This is a genomic window from Phycicoccus sp. DTK01 (assembly GCF_017312765.1).
Lineage (GTDB): Bacteria > Actinomycetota > Actinomycetes > Actinomycetales > Dermatophilaceae > Phycicoccus > Phycicoccus jejuensis.
Window position 1 is genome coordinate 656,666 of sequence record NZ_BOPU01000001.1, and the last position, 21,383, is coordinate 678,048.

Annotated in this window: 19 protein-coding genes; 8 read left to right on the plus strand and 11 right to left on the minus strand. The window is 72.7% G+C overall.

Annotated features, from left to right (window positions below; genetic code table 11):
• The first annotated feature begins 70 nt into the window (after positions 1–70).
• Genes tkt through J3473_RS03085 form a run of 7 tightly spaced genes read left to right on the plus strand, consistent with a single transcriptional unit; the run spans position 71 to position 8,966 of the window.
• The gene (gene tkt / locus J3473_RS03060) at positions 71–2,347 is read left to right on the plus strand and encodes a transketolase (RefSeq protein ID WP_207021836.1); all 2,277 of its coding nucleotides are present in this window, start codon (positions 71–73) and stop codon (positions 2,345–2,347) included.
• 7 nt (positions 2,348–2,354) lie between these two features.
• On the plus strand, positions 2,355–3,470 hold the full coding sequence (tal, locus tag J3473_RS03065; RefSeq protein WP_207021837.1) for a transaldolase: 1,116 nt from the start codon (positions 2,355–2,357) through the stop codon (positions 3,468–3,470).
• On the plus strand, positions 3,467–5,080 hold the full coding sequence (locus J3473_RS03070; protein WP_207021838.1) for a glucose-6-phosphate isomerase: 1,614 nt from the start codon (positions 3,467–3,469) through the stop codon (positions 5,078–5,080). The genes tal and J3473_RS03070 overlap by 4 nt, the downstream gene beginning before the upstream one ends.
• Positions 5,077–6,621, plus strand: a complete 1,545-nt coding sequence (zwf, locus tag J3473_RS03075; protein WP_207021839.1) for a glucose-6-phosphate dehydrogenase — start codon at positions 5,077–5,079, stop codon at positions 6,619–6,621. The genes J3473_RS03070 and zwf overlap by 4 nt, the downstream gene beginning before the upstream one ends.
• Complete coding sequence (opcA, locus tag J3473_RS19425; protein ID WP_030528395.1) at positions 6,618–7,754, plus strand: glucose-6-phosphate dehydrogenase assembly protein OpcA; 1,137 nt, start codon at positions 6,618–6,620, stop codon at positions 7,752–7,754. The genes zwf and opcA overlap by 4 nt, the downstream gene beginning before the upstream one ends.
• On the plus strand, positions 7,751–8,485 hold the full coding sequence (gene pgl / locus J3473_RS19430) for a 6-phosphogluconolactonase (RefSeq protein WP_030528394.1): 735 nt from the start codon (positions 7,751–7,753) through the stop codon (positions 8,483–8,485). The genes opcA and pgl overlap by 4 nt, the downstream gene beginning before the upstream one ends.
• Positions 8,486–8,489: 4 nt before the next feature.
• Complete coding sequence (locus J3473_RS03085; RefSeq protein ID WP_207021841.1) at positions 8,490–8,966, plus strand: hypothetical protein; 477 nt, start codon at positions 8,490–8,492, stop codon at positions 8,964–8,966.
• A gap of 450 nt (positions 8,967–9,416) precedes the next feature.
• Here the strand turns inward: J3473_RS03085 and J3473_RS03090 are convergent, their stop codons facing one another.
• From J3473_RS03090 to J3473_RS03140, 11 genes are all read right to left on the minus strand, one after another.
• The gene (locus tag J3473_RS03090; RefSeq protein ID WP_084696763.1) at positions 9,417–9,767 is read right to left on the minus strand and encodes an RNA polymerase-binding protein RbpA; all 351 of its coding nucleotides are present in this window, start codon (positions 9,765–9,767) and stop codon (positions 9,417–9,419) included.
• A gap of 13 nt (positions 9,768–9,780) precedes the next feature.
• Positions 9,781–10,023, minus strand: coding sequence for a preprotein translocase subunit SecG (secG, locus tag J3473_RS03095; protein ID WP_030528391.1), 243 nt, complete (start codon positions 10,021–10,023; stop codon positions 9,781–9,783).
• Between the two features lie 100 nt (positions 10,024–10,123).
• Positions 10,124–10,921 (minus strand): triose-phosphate isomerase, encoded by a 798-nt coding sequence (gene tpiA / locus J3473_RS03100; protein ID WP_207021842.1) that lies wholly within the window; start codon positions 10,919–10,921, stop codon positions 10,124–10,126.
• Positions 10,922–12,127: a phosphoglycerate kinase gene (gene pgk / locus J3473_RS03105; RefSeq protein ID WP_207021843.1), complete on the minus strand. Its 1,206-nt coding sequence runs from the start codon at positions 12,125–12,127 to the stop codon at positions 10,922–10,924.
• Positions 12,128–12,148: 21 nt separating this feature from the next.
• Positions 12,149–13,153: a type I glyceraldehyde-3-phosphate dehydrogenase gene (gap, locus tag J3473_RS03110; protein WP_030528388.1), complete on the minus strand. Its 1,005-nt coding sequence runs from the start codon at positions 13,151–13,153 to the stop codon at positions 12,149–12,151.
• Between the two features lie 161 nt (positions 13,154–13,314).
• Positions 13,315–14,295 carry a DNA-binding protein WhiA gene (whiA, locus tag J3473_RS03115; protein WP_030528387.1) on the minus strand — a complete coding sequence of 327 codons (981 nt, stop codon included), beginning with the start codon at positions 14,293–14,295 and terminating at the stop codon, positions 13,315–13,317.
• 21 nt (positions 14,296–14,316) lie between these two features.
• Positions 14,317–15,273: a uridine diphosphate-N-acetylglucosamine-binding protein YvcK gene (yvcK, locus tag J3473_RS03120; RefSeq protein WP_207021844.1), complete on the minus strand. Its 957-nt coding sequence runs from the start codon at positions 15,271–15,273 to the stop codon at positions 14,317–14,319.
• On the minus strand, positions 15,270–16,109 hold the full coding sequence (rapZ, locus tag J3473_RS03125) for an RNase adapter RapZ (protein WP_084696779.1): 840 nt from the start codon (positions 16,107–16,109) through the stop codon (positions 15,270–15,272). Before rapZ ends, yvcK begins: the two co-directional genes overlap by 4 nt.
• A gap of 70 nt (positions 16,110–16,179) precedes the next feature.
• A complete protein-coding gene (gene uvrC / locus J3473_RS03130; RefSeq protein WP_030528385.1) occupies positions 16,180–18,120 on the minus strand; it encodes an excinuclease ABC subunit UvrC in 1,941 nt (646 codons plus the stop codon).
• A gap of 152 nt (positions 18,121–18,272) precedes the next feature.
• Positions 18,273–19,205, minus strand: a complete 933-nt coding sequence (locus tag J3473_RS03135) for a type IV toxin-antitoxin system AbiEi family antitoxin domain-containing protein (protein ID WP_207021845.1) — start codon at positions 19,203–19,205, stop codon at positions 18,273–18,275.
• A gap of 189 nt (positions 19,206–19,394) precedes the next feature.
• The gene (locus tag J3473_RS03140) at positions 19,395–19,874 is read right to left on the minus strand and encodes a Rieske (2Fe-2S) protein (protein WP_207021846.1); all 480 of its coding nucleotides are present in this window, start codon (positions 19,872–19,874) and stop codon (positions 19,395–19,397) included.
• 254 nt (positions 19,875–20,128) lie between these two features.
• Between J3473_RS03140 and J3473_RS03145 the strand changes: the two genes are divergently transcribed.
• Positions 20,129–21,346 (plus strand): branched-chain amino acid ABC transporter substrate-binding protein, encoded by a 1,218-nt coding sequence (locus tag J3473_RS03145; RefSeq protein WP_242525650.1) that lies wholly within the window; start codon positions 20,129–20,131, stop codon positions 21,344–21,346.
• The last annotated feature ends 37 nt before the right edge of the window (positions 21,347–21,383 follow it).

The following is a 21,383-nucleotide window of genomic DNA, read 5'->3' on the forward strand; positions in this document are numbered from 1 at the left end:
AGTTGCGTCACACGGCGCCCTCACCGCCGGTGGCGACGTCACGAGCACGTCCCCGCGAGAGAGGAACCCCTTGAGCCCCACCGCCCGTCCCCGTTCCGCGTCCCCCGTCGCCGGCCGCTCCCCCGAGCTCTCGAAGCCGGTGGCCCGCAAGGCGAAGTGGTCGGACCTCGACGTCCGCGCCGTCGACACCGCCCGCATCCTCGCCGCCGACGCCGTCCAGCACAAGGGCAACGGCCACCCCGGCACCGCGATGAGCCTCGCGCCCGTGGCCTACCTGCTCTACCAGCAGGTGATGAACCACGACCCGTCCGACGCCTCGTGGCTCGGCCGCGACCGCTTCGTGCTCTCGTGCGGCCACTCGTCGCTCACGCAGTACGTGCAGCTCTACCTGTCGGGCTACGGCCTCGAGCTGTCCGACCTCAAGGCGCTGCGCACCTGGGACTCGCTGACCCCCGGCCACCCCGAGGTCCACCACACCAAGGGCATCGAGATCACCACCGGCCCGCTCGGCTCCGGCCTCGCCTCGGCCGTCGGCATGGCGATGGCCCAGCGCCGCCAGCGCGGCCTGCTCGACCCCGACGCCAAGCCCGGCCAGAGCCCGTTCGACCACCACGTGTGGGTGCTCGCCTCCGACGGCGACCTCATGGAGGGCGTGTCGGCCGAGGCCTGCTCGCTCGCCGGCCACCAGGAGCTCGCCAACCTCACCGTCGTCTACGACGCCAACCAGATCTCCATCGAGGACGACACCGACATCTCGTTCAGCGAGGACGTCGCCAAGCGCTTCGAGGCCTACGGCTGGGACGTCGTCGACGTCGACTGGCGCCAGTCCGACGACCCGGCCGGCACGCCGGAGTACACCGAGGACGTCGACGCCCTCCTCGCCGCGCTCGAGAAGAGCCGGAAGGGCAAGCGCCCCACCCTGGTCCGCCTGCACACCGTCATCGCGTGGCCCGCCCCGTCGGCGCGCGGCACCGGCAAGGCCCACGGCTCCGCCCTCGGCGACGACGAGGTCGCGGCCACCAAGGAGATCCTCGGCTTCGACCCGAAGAAGTCCTTCCCCGCCGAGCGCGAGGTCCTCGCCCACGCCCGCGAGGTCAAGAAGCGCGGCAAGGCCGCCCACCGCGAGTGGGACAAGGGCTACAAGGCGTGGCGGAAGGCCAACCCCGACCGCGCCGCCCTCCTCGACCGGCTCGTCGCCGGCGAGCTCCCGAAGGACTTCGCCAAGGCCCTCCCGGTCTTCGAGGCCGACGAGAAGGGCCTCGCCACCCGCGCCGCCTCCGGCAAGGTCCTCGGCGCCCTCGCCGACGTCCTGCCCGAGCTCTGGGGCGGGTCGGCCGACCTCGCCGAGTCCAACAACACGACGATGGCCGGCGCCGACTCGTTCATCCCGACGAGCCGCCAGACCGCCGAGTGGAAGGGCGGCCCCTACGGCCGCACGCTGCACTTCGGCATCCGCGAGAACGGGATGGGCATGATCCTCAACGGGATCGCGCTCGAGGGGATGACCCGCCCGTACGGCGGCACCTTCCTCGTCTTCTCCGACTACATGCGGCCCGCGGTCCGTCTCGCCGCCCTGCAGCAGCTGCCGGTGACCTTCGTGTGGACGCACGACTCCATCGGTCTCGGTGAGGACGGCCCGACCCACCAGCCGGTCGAGCACATCGCGTCGCTCCGCGCCATCCCGCAGCTCGACGTCGTCCGCCCGGCCGACGCCAACGAGACCGCCGAGGCGTGGGCCGAGATCCTCCGCCGCCGCCGCACCGCCGGTCTCGCCCTGTCGCGCCAGAACCTGCCGACCATCGACCGCACGACGCACGCGAAGGCGAGCGGCGTCCGCAAGGGTGCGTACGTGCTCGTCGACGGTGGCACGAACGGCGACGAGGCGCCCGAGGTCATCCTCATCGCGACGGGCTCCGAGGTGAGCCTGGCCCTCGCCGCGCGCGAGCGCCTGGAGCGCTCCGGCACCCGCACCCGCGTGGTCTCCATGCCGTGCCGGGAATGGTTCGAGGAGCAGCCGCGCTCCTACCAGAGCAAGGTCCTGCCCCCCGAGGTCAAGGCCCGCGTCAGCGTCGAGGCGGGTGTCGCCATGGGATGGCACGACCTCGTCGGGGACGCCGGCCGCTGCGTCAGCCTCGAGCACTTCGGGGCCTCGGCCGACGCCGGGACGCTGTTCCGCGAGTTCGGGTTCACGCCCGAGGCGGTCGCCAAGGCCGCGAAGGACTCGCTCAAGGCGGCGCGCACGGCCACCGGTGTCCCCGCCGTCACCGACACCGCTCCGCGGGCGAAGTCCTCCCGCGCTGCCGGCAACACGAAGACGCCGAGCCAGAAGGCCTCGGCAGGGAAGTGAGAGCCGCATGACCACACCGAAGCCCCTCCAGGACCTCGCCGCGAACGGCGTGTCCGTCTGGCTGGACGACCTCTCCCGCGACCGCATCTCCTCGGGGAACCTCCAGGAGATGATCGACGACCACGGGGTCGTCGGCGTGACGACCAACCCGTCGATCTTCCAGGCCGCCCTCGCCGAGGGCCACGCCTACGACGAGCAGGTCGCCGAGCTCGCCCGTGACGGGCGCAGCGTCGACGAGACCGTCTTCTCGCTGACGACCCGCGACGTCCACGACGCCTGCGAGATCTTCATGCCCGTGTTCGAGCGGACGGACGGCGAGGACGGCCGCGTCTCGATCGAGGTCGACCCGCGCTCCGCGCACGACACCGCGAAGACCGTGCAGGAGGCCAAGGCGCTGCGCGACGCGGTCGACCAGCCCAACGTCCTCATCAAGATCCCGGCGACGCTCGAGGGCCTGCCGGCCATCTCGCAGGTGCTCGCCGAGGGCATCTCGGTCAACGTCACGCTGATCTTCAGCCTCGACCGCTACCGCGCCGTGATGAACGCCTTCCTCACCGGTCTCGAGCAGGCCCGCGAGAAGGGCAAGGACCTCTCGCAGATCCGCTCCGTCGCGTCGTTCTTCGTCAGCCGCGTCGACGGCGAGATCGACAAGCGCCTCGACGCCATCGGGACGGACGAGGCGAAGGCCCTGCGCGGCAAGGCCGGCCTGGCCAACGCCCGCCTGGCCTACCAGGCCTACGAGGAGGTCTTCTCGACCCCGCGCTGGGCCTCGCTCGAGGCGGCCGGTGCGCACCCGCAGCGTCCGCTCTGGGCCTCGACCGGTGTCAAGGACCCTACCTACCCGGACACGATGTACGTCACCGAGCTCGTCGCGCCCGGCACCGTCAACACGATGCCGGAGAAGACGCTCGACGCCACCGCCGACCACGGCGAGGTGACCGGCGACACCGTCACCGGCTCCTACGCCGAGGCCACGGCGGTCCTCGACGGGCTCGAGCGCCTCGGCATCTCGTACTCCGAGGTCGTCGACCTCCTGGAGCGCGAGGGCGTCGAGAAGTTCGAGAAGTCGTGGGCCGAGCTCCTCGACCGCGTCCAGAGCGAGCTCGAGAAGGCCGCCGCGTGAGCACGATCGACGTCTCCGCCACCGGGGCCGCCGCCGACGCCGTCGCGCGGCACGTCCCGCAGCTCGTCGCCGACCGGGTGGCGAGCCGGCTCTTCGCGCAGGACGACACCCTGTGGGGCGAGGCCGCGCAGGACGAGGCCTCCAAGCGCCTCTCCTGGACCGGCCTTCCCCGCAGCTCGCGCCCGCTCGTCGGCGAGATCGCCGCGATCCGGTCGGAGCTGCAGGAGGCGGGCTACGACCGCGTCGTCCTCTGCGGGATGGGCGGGTCCTCGCTCGCGCCGGAGGTCATCTGCGGCACGGCCGGGGTCCCCCTTGTCGTCCTCGACTCCTCCGACCCCGACGTCGTGCGCGGCGCGCTGACCGACCTCGACCGCACGGTCGTCGTCGTCTCCAGCAAGTCCGGGTCGACCGTCGAGACCGACAGCCAGCGACGCGCGTTCGAGGCCGCCTACCGCGAGGCGGGCATCGACCCGACGACGCGGATGGTCGTCGTCACCGACCCGGGCAGCCCGCTCGACGGGCAGGCGCGCGAGGCGGGGTTCCGCGTCGTCAACGCCGACCCGGCCGTGGGCGGCCGCTACTCGGCGCTCACCGCGTTCGGGCTCGTCCCGTCCGGTCTCGCCGGGGCCGACGTCGAGGCCCTCCTCGACGACGCCGAGCTCGTCGCCGACCTGCTCGCCGCCGACGACGAGGCGAACCCGGCGCTGCGCCTGGGCGCCGCGATGGCCGGCACCGAGCCGCTGCGCGACAAGCTCGTCCTCGTCGACGCCGGCACCGAGAACGTCGGCTTCCCGGCCTGGGCCGAGCAGCTCATCGCCGAGTCCACCGGCAAGGAGGGCACCGGCATCCTCCCGGTCGTCGCGATCGGCACCGAGCCGGCGCACCTCTACGCCGACGGCACGGTCGTCCGGCTCGTGGCCACCGACTCCGACGACGACGGCGCGGACGGCGACTCGGTCGTCACGGTCGCCGGTCGCCTCGGGGCGCAGATGCTCCTGTGGGAGGCCGCGACCGCCGTCGCCGGTCGGCTGCTCGGCATCAACCCGTTCGACCAGCCCGACGTCGAGAGCGCCAAGGCCGCGGCCCGCGAGATGCTCGACGCGGGCATCGGCGCCGGGGACGACCCCGCCTTCACCGACGGGGCCGTGGAGGTCCGCGCGCTAGGTGGCGACTGGCTCGGCGACGCCGGCTCGGTCGACGCCGCCGTCGACGCGCTCCTCGCCGCCCTCGACGCCGAGCACGGGTACGTCGCCGTCATGGCCTACCTCGACCGCGAGGCCGACGCCGACTTCGAGCAGGTCGCGCGCGACCTGTTCGAGCGCACCGGACGCCCGGTGACCTTCGGCTGGGGCCCGCGCTTCCTGCACTCCACCGGCCAGTACCACAAGGGCGGGCCCGCGACCGGGGTGTACGTGCAGGTCACGGCCGACCCGGCCCAGGACCTCGAGGTGCCCGGGCGGGACTTCACCTTCGGCCAGTTCATCGCCGCGCAGGCGGCCGGTGACGCGAAGGTCCTCGCCGAGCACGGCCGGCCCGTGCTGCGCCTGCACCTGACCGAGCACGACGCCGGGCTGGCCCGGGTCCGCGCGGCCCTGGGACGGGGCGCATGAGCCCGGCCCGCGTCACGGCCGAGCAGAACCCGCTGCGGGACCCGCGCGACAAGCGTCTGCCCCGGATCGCGGGCCCGTGCTCGATGGTGCTCTTCGGTGTCACCGGTGACCTCGCCCGCAAGAAGCTCATGCCGGCGATCTACGACCTCGCCAACCGCGGTCTCCTGCCGCCCGGCTTCTCGCTCGTCGGGTTCGCCCGCCGCGACTGGGAGGACCAGGACTTCGGGAAGATCGTCTACGAGTCGGTCAAGGAGCGCGCCCGCACCCCCTTCCGCGAGGAGGTGTGGCGCACCCTCGCCGAGGGCATCCGGTTCGTCCCGGGCAGCTTCGACGACGACGCCGCGTTCGACCTCCTCGCCGAGACCGTCGCCGAGCTCGACGAGCAGCGCGGCACCGGCGGCAACCACGCGTTCTACCTCTCGATCCCCCCGGGGTCGTTCGCGACCGTCTGCGAGCAGCTCGAGCGCTCCGGCCTCTCGACCCCGCAGAGCGGGTCGTGGCGCCGGGTCGTCATCGAGAAGCCGTTCGGGCACGACCTCGCCTCCGCCCGCGAGCTCAACGACATCGTCGAGAACGTCTTCCCGGCCGACTCGGTCTTCCGGATCGACCACTACCTCGGCAAGGAGACGGTCCAGAACCTCCTGGCACTGCGCTTCGCGAACCAGATGTTCGAGCCGGTGTGGAACGCGAACTACGTCGACCACGTGCAGATCACGATGGCCGAGGACATCGGCATCGGCGGCCGCGCCGGGTACTACGACGGCATCGGCGCGGCGCGCGACGTCATCCAGAACCACCTGCTCCAGCTCATGGCCCTGACGGCGATGGAGGAGCCGGTGTCGTTCGACGCGCACGGGCTGCGCCTCGAGAAGGAGAAGGTTCTCTCGGCGGTGCGCATCCCCCACGACCTCGCGTCCGGCACGGCGCGCGGGCAGTACGCCCGCGGCTGGCAGGGAGGCGAGGAGGTCGTCGGCTACCTCGACGAGGACGGCGTCGCCGACGGCTCCGCCACCGAGACCTACGCCGCCGTGCGCCTCGAGGTCGACACCCGCCGCTGGGCCGGCGTGCCGTTCTACCTGCGCACCGGCAAGCGGCTCGGCAAGCGCGTCACGGAGATCGCGGTCGTCTTCAAGCAGGCACCGCACCTGCCGTTCACGCACACCGCCACCGAGGAGCTCGGGCAGAACGCCATCGTCATCCGGGTCCAGCCCGACGAGGGCGTCACCCTGCGGTTCGGCGCCAAGGTGCCCGGCTCGCAGATGGAGGTGCGCGACGTGACGATGGACTTCGGCTACGGCCGGGCGTTCACCGAGTCCTCCCCCGAGGCCTACGAGCGGCTCATCCTCGACGTGCTCCTCGGCGAGCCGCCGCTCTTCCCGCGGCACGAGGAGGTCGAGCTCTCGTGGCAGATCCTCGACCCCATCGAGAAGTTCTGGGCGACGAAGGGCAAGGCCCCCGAGCAGTACGCCTCGGGTGGCTGGGGCCCCGCGTCGGCCGACGAGCTGATGCACCGTGACGGACGCGAGTGGAGGCTGCCGTGATCGTCGACCTGCCCAACACCTCGACCGCGGCGGTCTCCAAGAAGCTCGTCGCCCTGCGCTCCGACACCGGCGCGATGGCGCTCTCCCGCGTCCTCACCCTCGTCGTCGTCGTCGACGAGGCGGAGGCCGAGGAGGCCATCGAGGTCGCCAACGACGCGAGCCGGCAGCACCCCTGCCGGATCATCGTCGTCGTCGGGAGCAACCGCCGCGGCGCCGCCCGCCTCGACGGCCAGATCCGCGTGGGCGGCGACGCCGGCGCGTCCGAGGTCGTCGTGCTCCGGCTGTACGGCCGGCTCGCGAGCCACGGCCGCGCCGTCGTCACTCCGCTCCTGCTCGCCGACTCGCCGATCGTGGCGTGGTGGCCGGCCGAGGCCCCGAAGGACCCCTCGAAGGACCCGATCGGCGAGATGGCCCAGCGCCGCATCACCGACGCGGCCCGGACGCAGGGGCCGCCGAAGACGGTCCTCAAGCGGCTCGCGAAGTCGTACGCGCCCGGCGACACCGACCTCGCCTGGTCACGCATCACGCTGTGGCGCGGGCTGCTCACCGCTGCCCTCGACCAGCCGCCGTTCGAGCCGGTCACCGAGGCGCTCGTCGTCGCGGCCCCGGACAGCCCGTCGGGCGAGCTGCTCGCCGGATGGCTGGCGAGCAGGCTGCGCTGCCCCGTGTCGCTCGCCCGCTCCAAGAGCGGCTCGGGCATCATCTCGGTCCGTCTCGAGCGCAAGAGCGGCACCGTCGACCTGGTCCGTCCGGAGGACGGCAGCACGTCGATGCTGCGCCAGGTCGGCCAGCCGGACCGCACCCTCGCGCTGCCGCACCGCTCGGACGCCGAGTGCCTGGCCGACGAGCTGCGCCGGCTCGACCCCGACGAGGTCTACGAGGACGCCCTCACCAAGGGCTTCCCGACGCTGACGAGCGCACGCCGCACCGCGAGCGAGGCGGTCAAGGCCGGGGCGGCCCCGTCGCCGGCCGAGGCCGAGCGCACGACCCAGCGCCTGCGCCGGGCCGCTCGCGTGGCCGGCAGCTCGGCGATGGTCGAGAAGCGCCCGATGCCCGAGGACGGCGCGGACACCGAGACCGTCAAGGCCGCCGCGGCGGCCAAGCTCGCCGAGGTCAAGGAGCGTCGCTCGTGAGCGGGAGCACCGTCGTCGTCCACCCGTCCAAGCAGGCCCTCGCGGACGCCGCGGCGGCGCGGCTCGTCGTCGCGCTCGTCGACGCGCAGTCCGTCCGCGGGGTGGCCCACGTGTCGCTGACCGGCGGCTCTATGGGCTCCGAGATCGTCCGCTCGCTCGCCGCCACCCCGGCGCGGGCGGCGGTCGACTGGGCGCGGGTCCACGTCTGGTGGGGCGACGAGCGCTACCTGCCCGCCGGTGACCCCGACCGCAACGACACCCAGAACGACGAGGCCGGTCTCGACACGCTCGGGCTCGACCCGGCGCACGTCCACCGCGTCGCCGGGCCGGACAGCTCGGCCTCGGCCGAGGAGTCGGCGCACGCCTACGCCGAGGCCATCCACGCGGCGGGCAACGGCGCGTTCGACGTCATGGTGCTCGGGGTCGGGCCGGACGGGCACATCGCCTCGCTCTTCCCGCACCACCCGGCCGCCGGGACGACCGATGCGATGGCCGTCGCGGTGCACGACTCCCCCAAGCCGCCGCCGGACCGGGTGTCGCTGACCCGCGAGTGCCTCGAGCGTTCGCGCCTCGTGTGGTTCCTCGTCGCCGGTGGCGACAAGGCGGACGCCGTCCGTCGCGGGGTCACCGGGTCGCCGTTCGAGGAGACGCCGGCCGCGCACGTCCACGGCAGCGAGCAGACGCTCTGGCTCGTCGACACCGACGCCGCCGCCGACCTGGACCGGGGCTGACGTCGTGGGCATCCTCGACCGCTGGCGCACCCGCGGCGACGACGACGCGGTCGTCGCCGACGACGGGCCCGGTGGCCACGACGGCGTCGAGCCGGTCGAGGAGGTCGCGACGCGCCCGCTGACCGGCGAGGAGGAGGCGCGGCTCGAGGCCTACCGCCTGCGCTACGTCGAGCACGGCATCGACCCCGCCGACCTGGCGACGATCGCCGCGGCGTGGTCGGCGGCCCTCGCGCGGGGTGACGAGGCCGAGGGGCCCGAGGCCGTGACGGTCGTGGCGACGGCGGTCGGCGACCACCTCGTCGGCGCCGGCTACCGCTGGGTCGTCAGCACCGACCCGTTCGGCACCGACCTCGCCGTCGAGCCGCCGCGCCGCGGGGTGCCGGTCGTCGTGCGCACCCTCGTCGCGGTGCGGTGGATGCAGCGCGAGCAGGACTGGGTCGAGAACGTCGTCGGCCACCTGGCCCGCGCCGCTCGCCGCTGAGGCACCACCCCGCTGCCGGTTCGAGGTGAAACCCGACCGCCACGAGGTCGGGTTTCACCTCGAGCGAGCGCGGACCTGGCCGAGTTGTCAGTACTCGCGCGGCCGCTGTCGTTCGCTCCACCCCTCGGCGCGGTCATGATGAGCGGTTGCACCCGACCGCTCATCATGACTGCTCCAGCATCCGGAGCACACGGGACGAGCGGCGGATGAAGGGCCGTTCATCGTGTCTGGTCCACCATCCGGAGCACATGGGACGAGCAGCTGCTCGGCGACCGCTCGTCATGAGTGCGTCAGCATCGGGAGCGAACGACAGCGGCGGGCCGACCCCTCTGACCCTGGGTGTCAGGGGTCGGAGGGGTATGGAGCTGGGGAACGCCAGCACGCCGAACACGCAGCGACCCCCGGCCGCTGGCCGGGGGTCGCGTGCGTTCGTGCGAGGAGGTCAGTGCCTCACTGGATGAGGCCGCGGCCGCGCAGGCTCGCGAGGGCCTCATCGAGGATGGCCTGGCCGTCCTCGTCCGAGCGGCGCTCCTTCACGTACGCGAGGTGCGTCTTGTAGGGCTCGACCTTCGGCGGGGCCGGCGGGTTGTCCCGGTCCTGCCCGGCCGGGAAGCCGCAGCGCGGGCAGTCCCACTGCTCGGGGACGACCAGGCCGGCCTCCTCGGCGAAGCTGGGCTTCGTCTCGTGCCCGTTGGAGCACCAGAAGGAGACGTAGCGCCGGGGCGCGGCCTCGCCGCGCTCGGCCTCTCCCATGGGGCCCGCGCCGACGCGCGAGCCACGGATCGCGTTACCACCAGCCATCGTCCAGCCCCTCTCAGGCGAACCGCTCGAGGACGCCGAGACCGACGACGCAGGTGAACCACACGGCCGCCACCCCGACGGTGATGCGGTCGAGGTTGCGCTCGGCCACGGACGAGCCGCCGAGCGAGCTCGACATGCCACCGCCGAACATGTCCGAGAGTCCGCCACCCTTGCCCTTGTGGAGCAGGATGAGGAGGGTCAGGAACAGGCCTCCGATGACCAGGAGGACCTGGAGGCCGATGCGAACCGCGTCCACGGGGGATCCTTCGGTGTGGGGGTCGGGGACAACCGGACAAGGATAACCGTTGCCCGGCCCGGCCGCCGCGACCCCGGGGGGCGCGGCGGCACGGATCGGGTCAGACGGTGCCGCGGTGGTCGCGGAAACGGCAGATGGCCGCGAACTCGCCGGCCTCGAGCGAGGCCCCGCCGACGAGCGCGCCGTCGACGTCGTCCTGGCCCATGATCGCCGCGACGTTGCCGGACTTGACCGAGCCGCCGTAGAGCACCCGGATGCCGTCCGCGACGTCGCCGGAGTACAGCTCGGCGAGCTTGGTGCGGATGGCCCCGCACACCTCCTGCGCGTCCTCGGGGGTCGCGACCTCGCCGGTGCCGATGGCCCACACGGGCTCGTAGGCGACGACGACGGTGCGGGCCTGCTCGGCGGGCACGTCCGCCAGGCCGGCCTCGACCTGCGCGAGAACGTGCTCGACGTGCGTGCCGGCCTGGCGGACCTCCAGGCCCTCGCCGACGCAGAAGATCGGCGTCAGCCCGGCCGCGAAGGCCGCCTTGACCTTGCTGTTGACGACCTCGTCGGTCTCGCCGTGGTACTCGCGCCGCTCGCTGTGGCCGACCGCCACGTACGAGCAGCCCAGCTTCGCGAGCATCGCGCCGCTCACCTCGCCGGTGTACGCCCCGGAGGCGTGGGCGGAGAGGTCCTGCGCGCCGTGCTTGAGCTCGAGCCGGTCACCGTCGATGAGCGTCTGGACGCTGCGGATGTCGGTGAACGGCGGCAGGACGACGACCTCGACGGCGCCGAAGTCGTGCTTGCCGTCCTTGAGCGTCCAGTCGAGCTTCTGCACGAGGTGCGTCGCCTGGAGGTGGTCGAGGTTCATCTTCCAGTTCCCCGCCATGAGCGGGGTGCGGCCGGAGGCCATTCAGTGCTCCTTCGTGAGGATCGCGATGCCGGGCAGCTCCTTGCCCTCGAGGTACTCGAGGGAGGCGCCGCCGCCGGTGCTGATGTGGCCGAACTGGTCGTCCGAGAACCCGAGCTGTCGCACGGCGGCGGCGGAGTCGCCACCTCCGACGACGGTCAGCGCGCCGCCCTCGGTCGCGTCGACGAGCGCCTGCGCGACGGCCTTCGTGCCGGCCGCGAACGGCTCCATCTCGAACGCGCCCATCGGCCCGTTCCAGAACACGGTGCGCGCGTCGGCGAGCTTCTCGGCGTACAGGCGGGCCGACTCGGGGCCGATGTCCAGCCCCATCGTGTCGGCCGGGATGGCGTCCGCGGCGACCGTGTCGACCTCGGTGTCGGCCGAGAACTCCCGCCCGACGACGACGTCGACCGGCAGGACGATCTCGACGCCCTCGCGCTCCGCGCGCTCGAGGTAGCCCTTGCACGCGTCGACGCTGTCGGCGTCGAACAGGCTCGTGCCGATCTCGTGGCCCTGGGCCGCGAGGAAGGTGAAGAGCATCCCGCCGCCGATGAGCAGGCGGTCGGCCGTGCCCATGAGGTTGTCGATGACCGCGAGCTTGTCGGCGACCTTGGCGCCGCCGAGGACGACGGCGTAGGGGCGCTCGGGCGACTCGGTGAGGCGCTTGAGCACCTCGACCTCGTCGTGGACGAGCCCGCCCATGGCCGAGGGCAGCCGGGTCGCGACGTCGTAGACCGACGCCTGCTTGCGGTGGACGACGCCGAAGCCGTCGGAGACGAACGCGTCCGCGAGTCCGGCGAGCGCGTCGGCGAACTCGGCGCGGTCATCGTCGGACTTCGCGGTCTCGCCGGCGTTGAACCGGAGGTTCTCGAGGAGGACGACGTCACCGTCGGCCATCCCGTCGACCGCTGCCCGCGCGCTCTCCCCCACCGTGTCGGTGGCGAAGACGACGTCGCGGCCGAGCAGCTCGGAGAGCCGGCCGACGACGGGCCGGAGGGAGTACTTCTCCTCCGGTGCGCCCTTGGGGCGCCCGAGGTGGGCGCACACGATGACGCGTGCGCCCGCCTCGGACAGCTGCCGCAGGGTGGGGACCGACGCCCGGATGCGGCCGTCGTCGGTGATCGTCGTGCCGTCGAGCGGCACGTTGAGGTCTGACCGGACGAGGACGCGCTTGCCGCGCAGGTCGCCCAGGGAGGCGATGTCAGCCATGGGTCGGTCGGTCCCCCCGGCTCACAGGCTCTTGCCGACGAGGGCGGTGATGTCGACGAGGCGGTTGGAGTAGCCCCACTCGTTGTCGTACCAGCCGACGACCTTGACCTGGTTGCCGATGACCTTGGTCAGGCCCGAGTCGAAGATGCACGAGCTCGGGTCGGTGACGATGTCGGCGGAGACGATCGGGTCCTCGGTGTACTTGAGGTAGCCCTTGAGCGCGCCCTCGGCGGCCTTCTTGACGATCGCGTTGACCTCCTCGACGGTGGTCTCGCGGCCGGCCTCGAAGGTGAGGTCGGTGGCGGAGCCGGTCGGGGTCGGGACGCGGAGCGCGTAGCCGTCGAGCTTGCCCTTGAGCTCGGGCAGGACGAGGCCGATGGCCTTCGCGGCGCCGGTGCTCGTCGGGATGATCGACAGGGCGGCGGCGCGGGCACGACGCAGGTCCTTGTGCGGGCCGTCGAGCAGGTTCTGGTCCTGCGTGTAGGCGTGCACCGTGGTCATGAGCCCCTTGACGATGCCGAGCTCGTCGTTGAGGGCCTTCGCCATCGGCGCGAGGCAGTTCGTCGTGCACGAGGCGTTGGAGATGACGTGGTGGTTGGCCGGGTCGTAGTCGGCGTCGTTGACGCCCATGACGAAGGTGGCGTCCTCGTTCTTCGCCGGGGCGGAGATGATGACCTTCTTGGCGCCGCCGGCGATGTGGGCCTTGGCCTTCTCGCCGTCGGTGAAGATGCCGGTGGACTCGATGACGACGTCGGCGCCGACCTCACCCCAGGGGATGTCGGCGGGGTTGCGCTCGGCGAAGACGCGGATGGTCTTGCCCCCGACGGTGATGGAGTCCTCGGTGTGCGAGACGTCGTCGGCGAGGACGCCGAGGACCGAGTCGTACTTGAGGAGGTGCGCGATGGACGCGTTGTCCATCAGGTCGTTGGCGGCGACGATCTCGATGTCGGCGCCGGACGCCTGCACCGCGCGGAAGAAGTTGCGCCCGATGCGGCCGAAGCCGTTGATGCCTACGCGAACGGTCACTTGCGTTGCCTTCCGATGGGGAGGGTGAGGACGGGGCGGGTCCCACGTCCCTGTGGTCCACCACACACCCTAGACCCCACTCGGGAGCACCATCACGGTGTCCGGGGTACGGGCGAGTAACCGTTTACGCACGCCCGTCCGTGAGACGGTCCGGGCCGCTCTCAGCCGTCGAGCATGTCGGCGGTGAGGACCGCCTCGGTGTCCGGGATGCCCTCGTCCTGCGCCTTCTTGTCGGCCATCGCGAGCAGGCGGCGGATGCGCCCCGCGACCGCGTCCTTCGTCATGACCGGCTGGGCGAGCTGGCCGAGCTCCTCCAGCGAGGCCTGCTTGTGCTGCAGCCGCAGCTCGCCGGCCTCGCGCAGGTGCTCCGGCACCTCCTCGCCGAGGATCTCCAGGGCCCGCTCGACGCGCGCCCCGGCCGCGACCGCCGCCCGGGCCGAACGACGCAGGTTGGCGTCGTCGAAGTTGGCGAGCCGGTTGGCCGTGGCCCGGACCTCGCGCCGGATCCGGCGCTCCTCCCAGGCGAGGACGGCGTCGTGCGCCCCGAGGCGGGTGAGCATCGCCCCGATGGCGTCGCCGTCGCGGATGACGACGCGGTCGACGCCACGCACCTCGCGGGCCTTGGACTGGATGCCGAGCCGGCGGGCGGCACCGACGAGGGCGAGCGCGGCCTCCGGCCCGGGGCAGGTGACCTCGAGGGCGGAGGAGCGCCCGGGCTCGGTCAGCGAGCCGTGCGCGAGGAAGGCGCCCCGCCACGCGGCCTCGGCGTCGCAGACGGAGCCGCTGACGACCTTGGCGGGCAGCCCGCGGACCGGGCGGCCGCGGCTGTCGATGAGGCCGGTCTGCCGGGCCAGCGCCTCGCCGTCCTGGACGACCCGGACGACGTAGCGGCTCCCCTTGCGCAGCCCCCCGGCCGCGAGGACGAGGACCTCCGGGGTGTGCCCGTACACCTCGGCGAGCTCACGCCGCAGCCGGCGCGCCGCGCTGGCCGTGTCGAGCTCGGCCTCGACGACGATCCGCCCTCCGATGATGTGCAGGCCCCCGGCGAACCGCAGCATCGCCGCGACCTCGGCCTTGCGGCAACAGGGCTTGGTCACGACGTGCCTGCTCAGCTCGTCCTTCACCTTCGCCGTCATCGCCATAGCGGGTCATCCTGCCACGCGTCAGTGACCGGGTCGCGGGGTGTACAGGATGTCCCGCAGGGCGGCCGCGAACCGGAGCGGGTCGTGCTCGCCGGTGGCCCGCGCGCGCGAGACGGGGGTGACGTGCAGCTGCGCGCCGAGCCGCGCCGCGGCCACCTCCAGCGCGTCGTGGTCCTCGACCGCGGCGGGATCGGCGAGCACCGCGTCGAGGCGCAGCCCCGGCGCGAGCGCCGCGAACGACTCGAGGTGGCGCACGGCGTCGAAGCCGGCCGTCTCCCCCGCTCCCGGGTCGAGGTTGAGCACGAGGAGGCGACGGGCCCGCGTGACCCGCAGCGCCTCCTCGAGGTCGGGCACGAGGAGGTGGGTCATGACGGAGGTGAACCACGAGCCGGGGCCGAGCACGACCCAGTCGGCGCTGCGGATGGCCGCCACCGACTCGGGGTAGGCAGGCGGGTCCGACGGCACGAGGCGCACGCGCTCCACCCGGCCGCGGGTCCGGGCGACCTGGGCCTGCCCGCGGACCGTCGTCACCGTCGCGGGGGCCTGCGGGTCGAGCCCGCCGACCTCGGCCTCGATGGCGAGCGGCACCGCGGCCATCGGCAGCACCCGCCCGTGGGCCTGGAGCAGGCGCCCGACGAGGTCGAGGCCCGCGACGGGGTCCTCGTGCAGCTCCCAGAGCGCGACGATGAGCAGGTTGCCGAGCGCGTGCCCGCCGAGGGGGCCCTCCCCCTCGAACCGGTGCTGGAGCACGTCGCGCCAGGTGTGGCCCCACTCGGTGTCGCTGCACAGGGCGGCGAGGGCCATCCGCAGGTCGCCGGGCGGCAGCACGCCGAACTCGTCGCGCAGCCGCCCGCTCGACCCGCCGTCGTCGGCGACCGTGACGACGGCGGTGATCTCGTCGGTGACGAACCGCAACGCCGTGAGCGTCGCCGACAGCCCGTGGCCCCCGCCGAGGGCGGTGACGACCGGCCCGCTCACTCGCGCCCCAGGTCGCGGTGGACGACGAAGGTCGCGACGTCCGGACTCCCGAGGCGGCGCGAGAGCGCCTCGGCCACGGCGACCGACCGGTGCTTGCCCCCGGTGCAGCCGACGGCGACCGTCGCGTAGCGCCGGCCCTCGTGCCGGTAGCCGGCGGTGACCGGCTCCATGAGGGAGACGACGCGGTCGACGAACGACGTGGCACCGGCCTGCGACATCACGTACTCGGCGACCGGCGCGTCGACGCCGGTCAGCGGGCGCAGCTCGGGCACCCAGAACGGGTTGGGCAGGAAGCGCATGTCGAAGACGAAGTCGGCGTCCAGCGGCACGCCGTACTTGAAGCCGAAGGACATGACGGCCAGCCGCAGCGAGGGTCCGCCGCTCTTGCCGACGATCGGGGTCAGCTTGCGCGCCAGCTGGTGGACGTTGAGGCCGGAGGTGTCGATGACGACGTGCGCGTCGGCCCGCAGGTCGCGCAGGAGCTCACGCTCGGCCTGGATGCCGTCGAGCAGGCGCCCCTCGCCCTGGAGCGGGTGCGGCCGGCGGACGCTCTCGAAGCGGCGGACGAGGGCCTCGTCGGTGGCGTCGAGGAACATCAGCTGGGGGTGCCAGCCGTGCTCGCGCACCGCGGCGATGCCCTCGCGCAGCTCGGAGCTGAACGGGCGGGCGCGCACGTCGACGACCGCGGCGATGCGCAGGTCGCCGGCCCCCTCGTCGCGGGCGCGACCGGCGAGCACCGCCATCGCCGGGATGAGCTGGGGCGGGAGGTTGTCGACGACGTACCACCCGTGGTCCTCGAGGACGTTGGCGGCGGTCGAGCGGCCGGCGCCGCTCATCCCGCTGACGACGAGGAAGTCCGCCCGTCCGTTCGACCCCGACGACGGTGCGTCAGCCACTGGATGCTCCCTACTGCTCGACGACCTCGCCCGTCAGCGGGTCGATGGCCGGCATGTCCTGTTCGGTCGAGCCCAACTCTGCCGCAACGACGGCAGCCAACGCAGGCCCGATGCCCGGCACGTCGGCGAGCTCGTCGACGGAGGCGGCGCGGATCTTCTTGACCGACCCGAACCGCTTGAGCAGCGCCTGGCGCCGCTTCTCGCCGAGACCGGCGATGCCGTCGAGCGCGCTCTGGGTCATCGCCTTGGAACGGCGCTGCCGGTGGAAGGTGATGGCGAACCGGTGCGCCTCGTCGCGCAGCCGCTGGAGCAGGTAGAGCCCCTCGCTGGTGCGCGGGAGGATGACGGGGAACTCCTCCCCCGGCACCCAGACCTCCTCGAGACGCTTCGCGAGACCGACGACGGCGACGTCGACGGCACCCGCCTCCTCGAGGGCTCGGGCCGCCGCGTTGACCTGCGGCAGACCGCCGTCCACGACGACGAGGTTCGGGGTGTAGGCGAAGCGCGCCGGCCGCTCGCGGCCCTCGGCCACCTCGGCCTCCCGCTCCTCGGCCTCCTTGCGGCCGCGGCGGAAACGACGGGTGAGGACCTCGTGCATGGCCGCGGTGTCGTCGGTGGCCCCGGTCTCGTCACCGCGGACGATGAAGCGCCGGTACTCCGACTTGCGGGGTAGGCCGTCCTCGAAGACGACCATCGAGCCGACGACCTGCGTGCCCTGGACGTGGCTGATGTCGAAGCACTCGATGCGCAGCGGCGCGTCGTCGAGGTCGAGGACCTCCTGGAGCTGCTGGAGGGCCTGGCTGCGGGTCGTCAGGTCTCCGGCACGGGTGACCTTGTGGCGGGCGAGGCTCTGGGTCGCGTTGCGCGCCACCGTCTCCATCAGGGTGCGCTTGTCGCCGCGCTGGGGGACGCGCAGGTCGACCCGGCTGCCGCGCAGGCCGGCGAGCCACGCCGCGAGGGCCTCGTCGTCGTCCGGCAGGACCGGGACGAGGACCTCGCGCGGCACGCCCTCGCCGGACTCACCGCCGTAGACCTGCTGGAGGAGGTGCTCGACGACCTCGGGCGTCGTCTCGGCGTCGCGCTCGGCGACCCAGCCGCGCTGGCCCCGCACGCGGCCCCCACGGACGTGGAAGAGCTGGACCGCGACCTCGAGCTCGTCCTCGGCGAGGGCGAACACGTCGGCGTCGGTGGCGTCGGGCAGGACGACCGCCGACTTCTCGAGCACCCGCTCGAGCGCACCGATGTCGTCGCGCAGCCGCGCCGCCCTCTCGAAGTCGAGCTCGGCGGCGGCGGCCTTCATCTCGCGGGTGAGGCGCGAGACGAACCGGCCGCTGTTGCCCGCCATGAAGTCGCAGAAGTCCTCGGCGATCTCGCGGTGGCGCGCGGCGTCGACCCGGCCGACGCAGGGGGCACTGCACTTGTCGATGTAGCCGAGCAGGCACGGGCGGCCGACCTGCTCGGCGCGGCGGAAGACGCCGGTCGAGCAGGTGCGCATCGGGAAGACGCGCATCGCGAGGTCGAGGGTCTCGCGGATGGCCCACGCGTGGGCGTAGGGGCCGAAGTAGCGCGTGCCCTTCTTCTTGGCGCCGCGGACGACGAGGGCGCGGGGGTACTCGTCGGCCATCGTCACGGCGAGGTAGGGGTAGGACTTGTCGTCGCGGTACTTGACGTTGAAGCGCGGGTCGAACTCCTTGATCCACGCGTACTCGAGCTGGAGCGCCTCGACCTCGGTGCCGACGACCGTCCACTCGACGCTCGCGCCGGTGCGCACCATCGTCTGGGTGCGCGGGTGGAGCGCGGCGACGTCCTGGAAGTAGGAGGACAGCCGCTGGCGCAGCGACTTGGCCTTGCCGACGTAGATGACGCGGCCCTCGCGGTCGCGGAAGCGGTACACGCCCGGGTCGGTCGGGATCTCGCCCGGCCGGGGGCGGTACGTCGAGGGGTCGGCCACCCGTCAACCCTAAGCCGCGCCCCTGACACCCCGACTGCCCCCACCCACCCCACCCGCCTCCACATTTCGGGGTCACCCCGAAATGTCCACGAGGCAAGACCTCCGAGCCGGGGTCTCGCGGACGAGCTCGTGTGTCGAGCCGACGGAGATGGTCACGCACCGGCGGTCAGCCGCTCGGCCAGGGCCATCGCCCGCCGCACCCGGGCCAGCAGCCGCTCGGGGTGCGCGAGGTCGTCCCACATGACGCGGACGACGACGTAGCCCAGCTCCCGCAACCTGTCCTCACGACGCTTCTCGGCGATGACGGCCTCCGGACCGCCCGCCGAGTACTTGACGGCTCCATCGAACTCGATGAGCACCTTCGTCCCGCGGACGGCGAGGTCGACGCGCCCGACGAGCTCACCGTCCTCGTCACGGACCTCGACCTGCGAGTCGAGCTCGAGCCCGAGGGACTCGAGCGTCACCCGCGTGCGGCTCTCCCCCGGGCTCTCGCTGGCCGCGTCGACGAGCCGGAGCATCGCGAGGGCTCGCTGGACGTGGCGATGGCCGGCCCGCCGAGCGACCTCGCCCGTCAGCCCGTCGAGGGTGACGATCCCCCGATGCATCGCGGCGTCGACCGAGACGACGGCCGCCACCGTCCCGTGGTCGAGGGCGACGCCGACGAGGGCGGCGAACGGCGGCTCGACCGGGCCGAACGCGGTGTCCCGCAGGTCCACCACCGGGTCCAGGGGACGGATGGTGGCACCGCTGCGCTTGAGCTGGCGCTCGACCGGGCGATGGAGCAGGGCCGTGCCGAGCGGCAGGCCCCAGGTGGGCAGGCCGAGCGCGACGACGGCCGACCGGCCGGCGAGCGACGCATCCGGGTACTCGACCCGCAGGGCGCGGCACAGCTCGAGGTGTCGGTCCTCCGGGCGTGCGGCCGCGGCCCCGGTCGCGTACAGGCCACGCGCCAGGCGCCGGAGCGTCCGAGCCTTCACCGCACGGGTCAGCGCCTCGCGCGAGACACCGAGGCCGGCCGCCTCGGCGGTCGTGAACACGCCGTCGTGCAGCCGCCCGAGAAAACCCAGGTCATCCGTCTCGTCCATCCCCCGACGATCGACGCGGTCGAGCCGAGGGGCCAGCGGCCGGGACGGATCTGTGGACGACGGCCGTCCGCTCCGGCACCTGTGGACGACGGCACGAAACCCCGGTTCGTCCACGAGACCCCGGCTCGGAACCGGGGTCTCGTGGACATTTCGGGGTCACCCCGAAATGTCGTGACGGGAGTGACGAGGCTAGGAGACGGTGAGGCCGTCGCCGCTGACGGTGACGGACTTCTCGGGCAGCGGCTTCGTCGCCGGTCCCTGCTTGACGGCGCCGGTCGCGGCGTCGAACTGGCTGCCGTGGCAGGGGCAGGTGATGACGCCGTCGGCGACGCCGCCCACCTGGCAGCCCTGGTGGGTGCAGACGGACGAGAACGCCTTGTACTCGCCCTGCGTCGGCTGGGTGACGACGGTCGAGATCGACTCGAAGACCTTGCCGCCGCCGACGGGGATCTCGGCGGCCTTGATCGCCTGCGACACGGCCGAGCTCGCGGCGCCGGCGGCCGAGCTGGCGGCCTCCTCGACGTCGCCGGAGCCGCAGGCGGCGAGTGAGCCGGCCCCGACGACGACGGCGCCGACGGCGCCCGCCGTGCGGAAGGACTGGCGTCGGGTGACGCACGCGCAGCCGGAGCCGCACTCGGTGCTGGACGGGGTGGGGCGGTCGGTGCTCATCGGGCTGTCCCTCTCGGTCCGTGGGTGTCCCTCGCAGTATCCATGTCGTCGCTGGACGCCGCCTGTGGACCTTCGTCCACTGTCCGTCCGGCCCGTCCACCTGCTGGATCCGCAGGTAACAACTCGGCACCACAAACAAGAAGGTCCTCGGCAAACGGGCCGATCACGGCTACATTCCGTCAGGTCCGCGTCGGCGGGCAGGAGCATCCGCTCACCAGACCAGATCCCCAGGAGGAACTGTGCCTCAGCGTTCCGTGGTTGCCGTTGGCGCCTCGCTGCTCGTGGCCTCGCTCGCGCTCTCCGGTTGCGGCACGCGCGGCGGCGACGACGGCGGCAGCGACACCGGCAGCGGCTCCGGCAGCACCAAGACCGCGAAGATCGGCGTCATCGCGCCGCTCTCCGGTGACCTCGCCGCCCTCGGCAAGGGCATCGAGCACTCGGTCGACCTCGCCATCAAGCAGGCCAACGAGTCCAACGCCATCCCCGGCTGGAAGCTCGAGCTCGCGGCGGAGGACGACCAGGCCACCCCCGACGTCGGCAAGAACGCCGCGACGAAGCTCGCGTCCGACAAGGACGTCGTCGGCGTCGTCGGCACGCTCAACAGCTCGGTCGCGCAGAGCGTCCAGCCGGTGCTCTCGACGGCCAACATCACGATGGTCTCGCCGGCCAACACGAACCCGTCGCTCACCCAGGGCGCCGACTTCGCGACGGCCCCGAAGCGGACCTACCAGAACTACTTCCGCACCTGCACGACCGACTCGATCCAGGGCCCGTTCGCGGCCCGCTACCTCTTCGAGAAGGCCGGCATCAAGGAGGTCGCGACGGTCCACGACAAGAAGACCTACGGCCAGGGCCTCGTCGACGCCTTCAGCAAGGAGTTCACGAAGCTCGGCGGCACCATCGTCGCGGCCGAGACGATCAACCCCGACGACGACAAGTACGACGCCGTCGTCAGCAAGATCAAGCCGAGCAACCCCAAGGCCGTCTACTACGGCGGTGAGTTCCCGCAGGCGGGTCCGTTCTCGCAGCAGATGAAGGCCGCCGGCCTCAACGTCCCGCTCATGGGCGGCGACGGCATCTACTCCGGCGAGTTCATCAAGCTCGCGGGCAGCACCGCCACCGGCGACCTCGCCACCTCGGTCGGCGCCCCGACCGACCAGCTCGAGTCGGCCAAGGCGTTCGTCGAGGCCTACAACGCGGGCGGTTACGCCGAGCCGTACGAGGCCTACGGTGCCTACGCGTACGACGCGGCGAACGCGATCATCAACGCCCTCAAGACCTCGCTCAAGGACGCGGACTCGGCCGAGGCCGCCCGCCAGGCGACGGTCCAGGCGATGAGCAGCGTCTCCTTCGACGGCGTGACCGGCAAGGTCGCGTTCGACGAGTACGGCGACACCACCTCCAAGGTCCTCACCGTGTACGCGGTCAAGGACGGTGCGTGGGCCCCCGTGAACACGGAGGAGTTCAAGTAAGTCGCTCCTGACGACACAGTCGTGAGCACCCCGACGG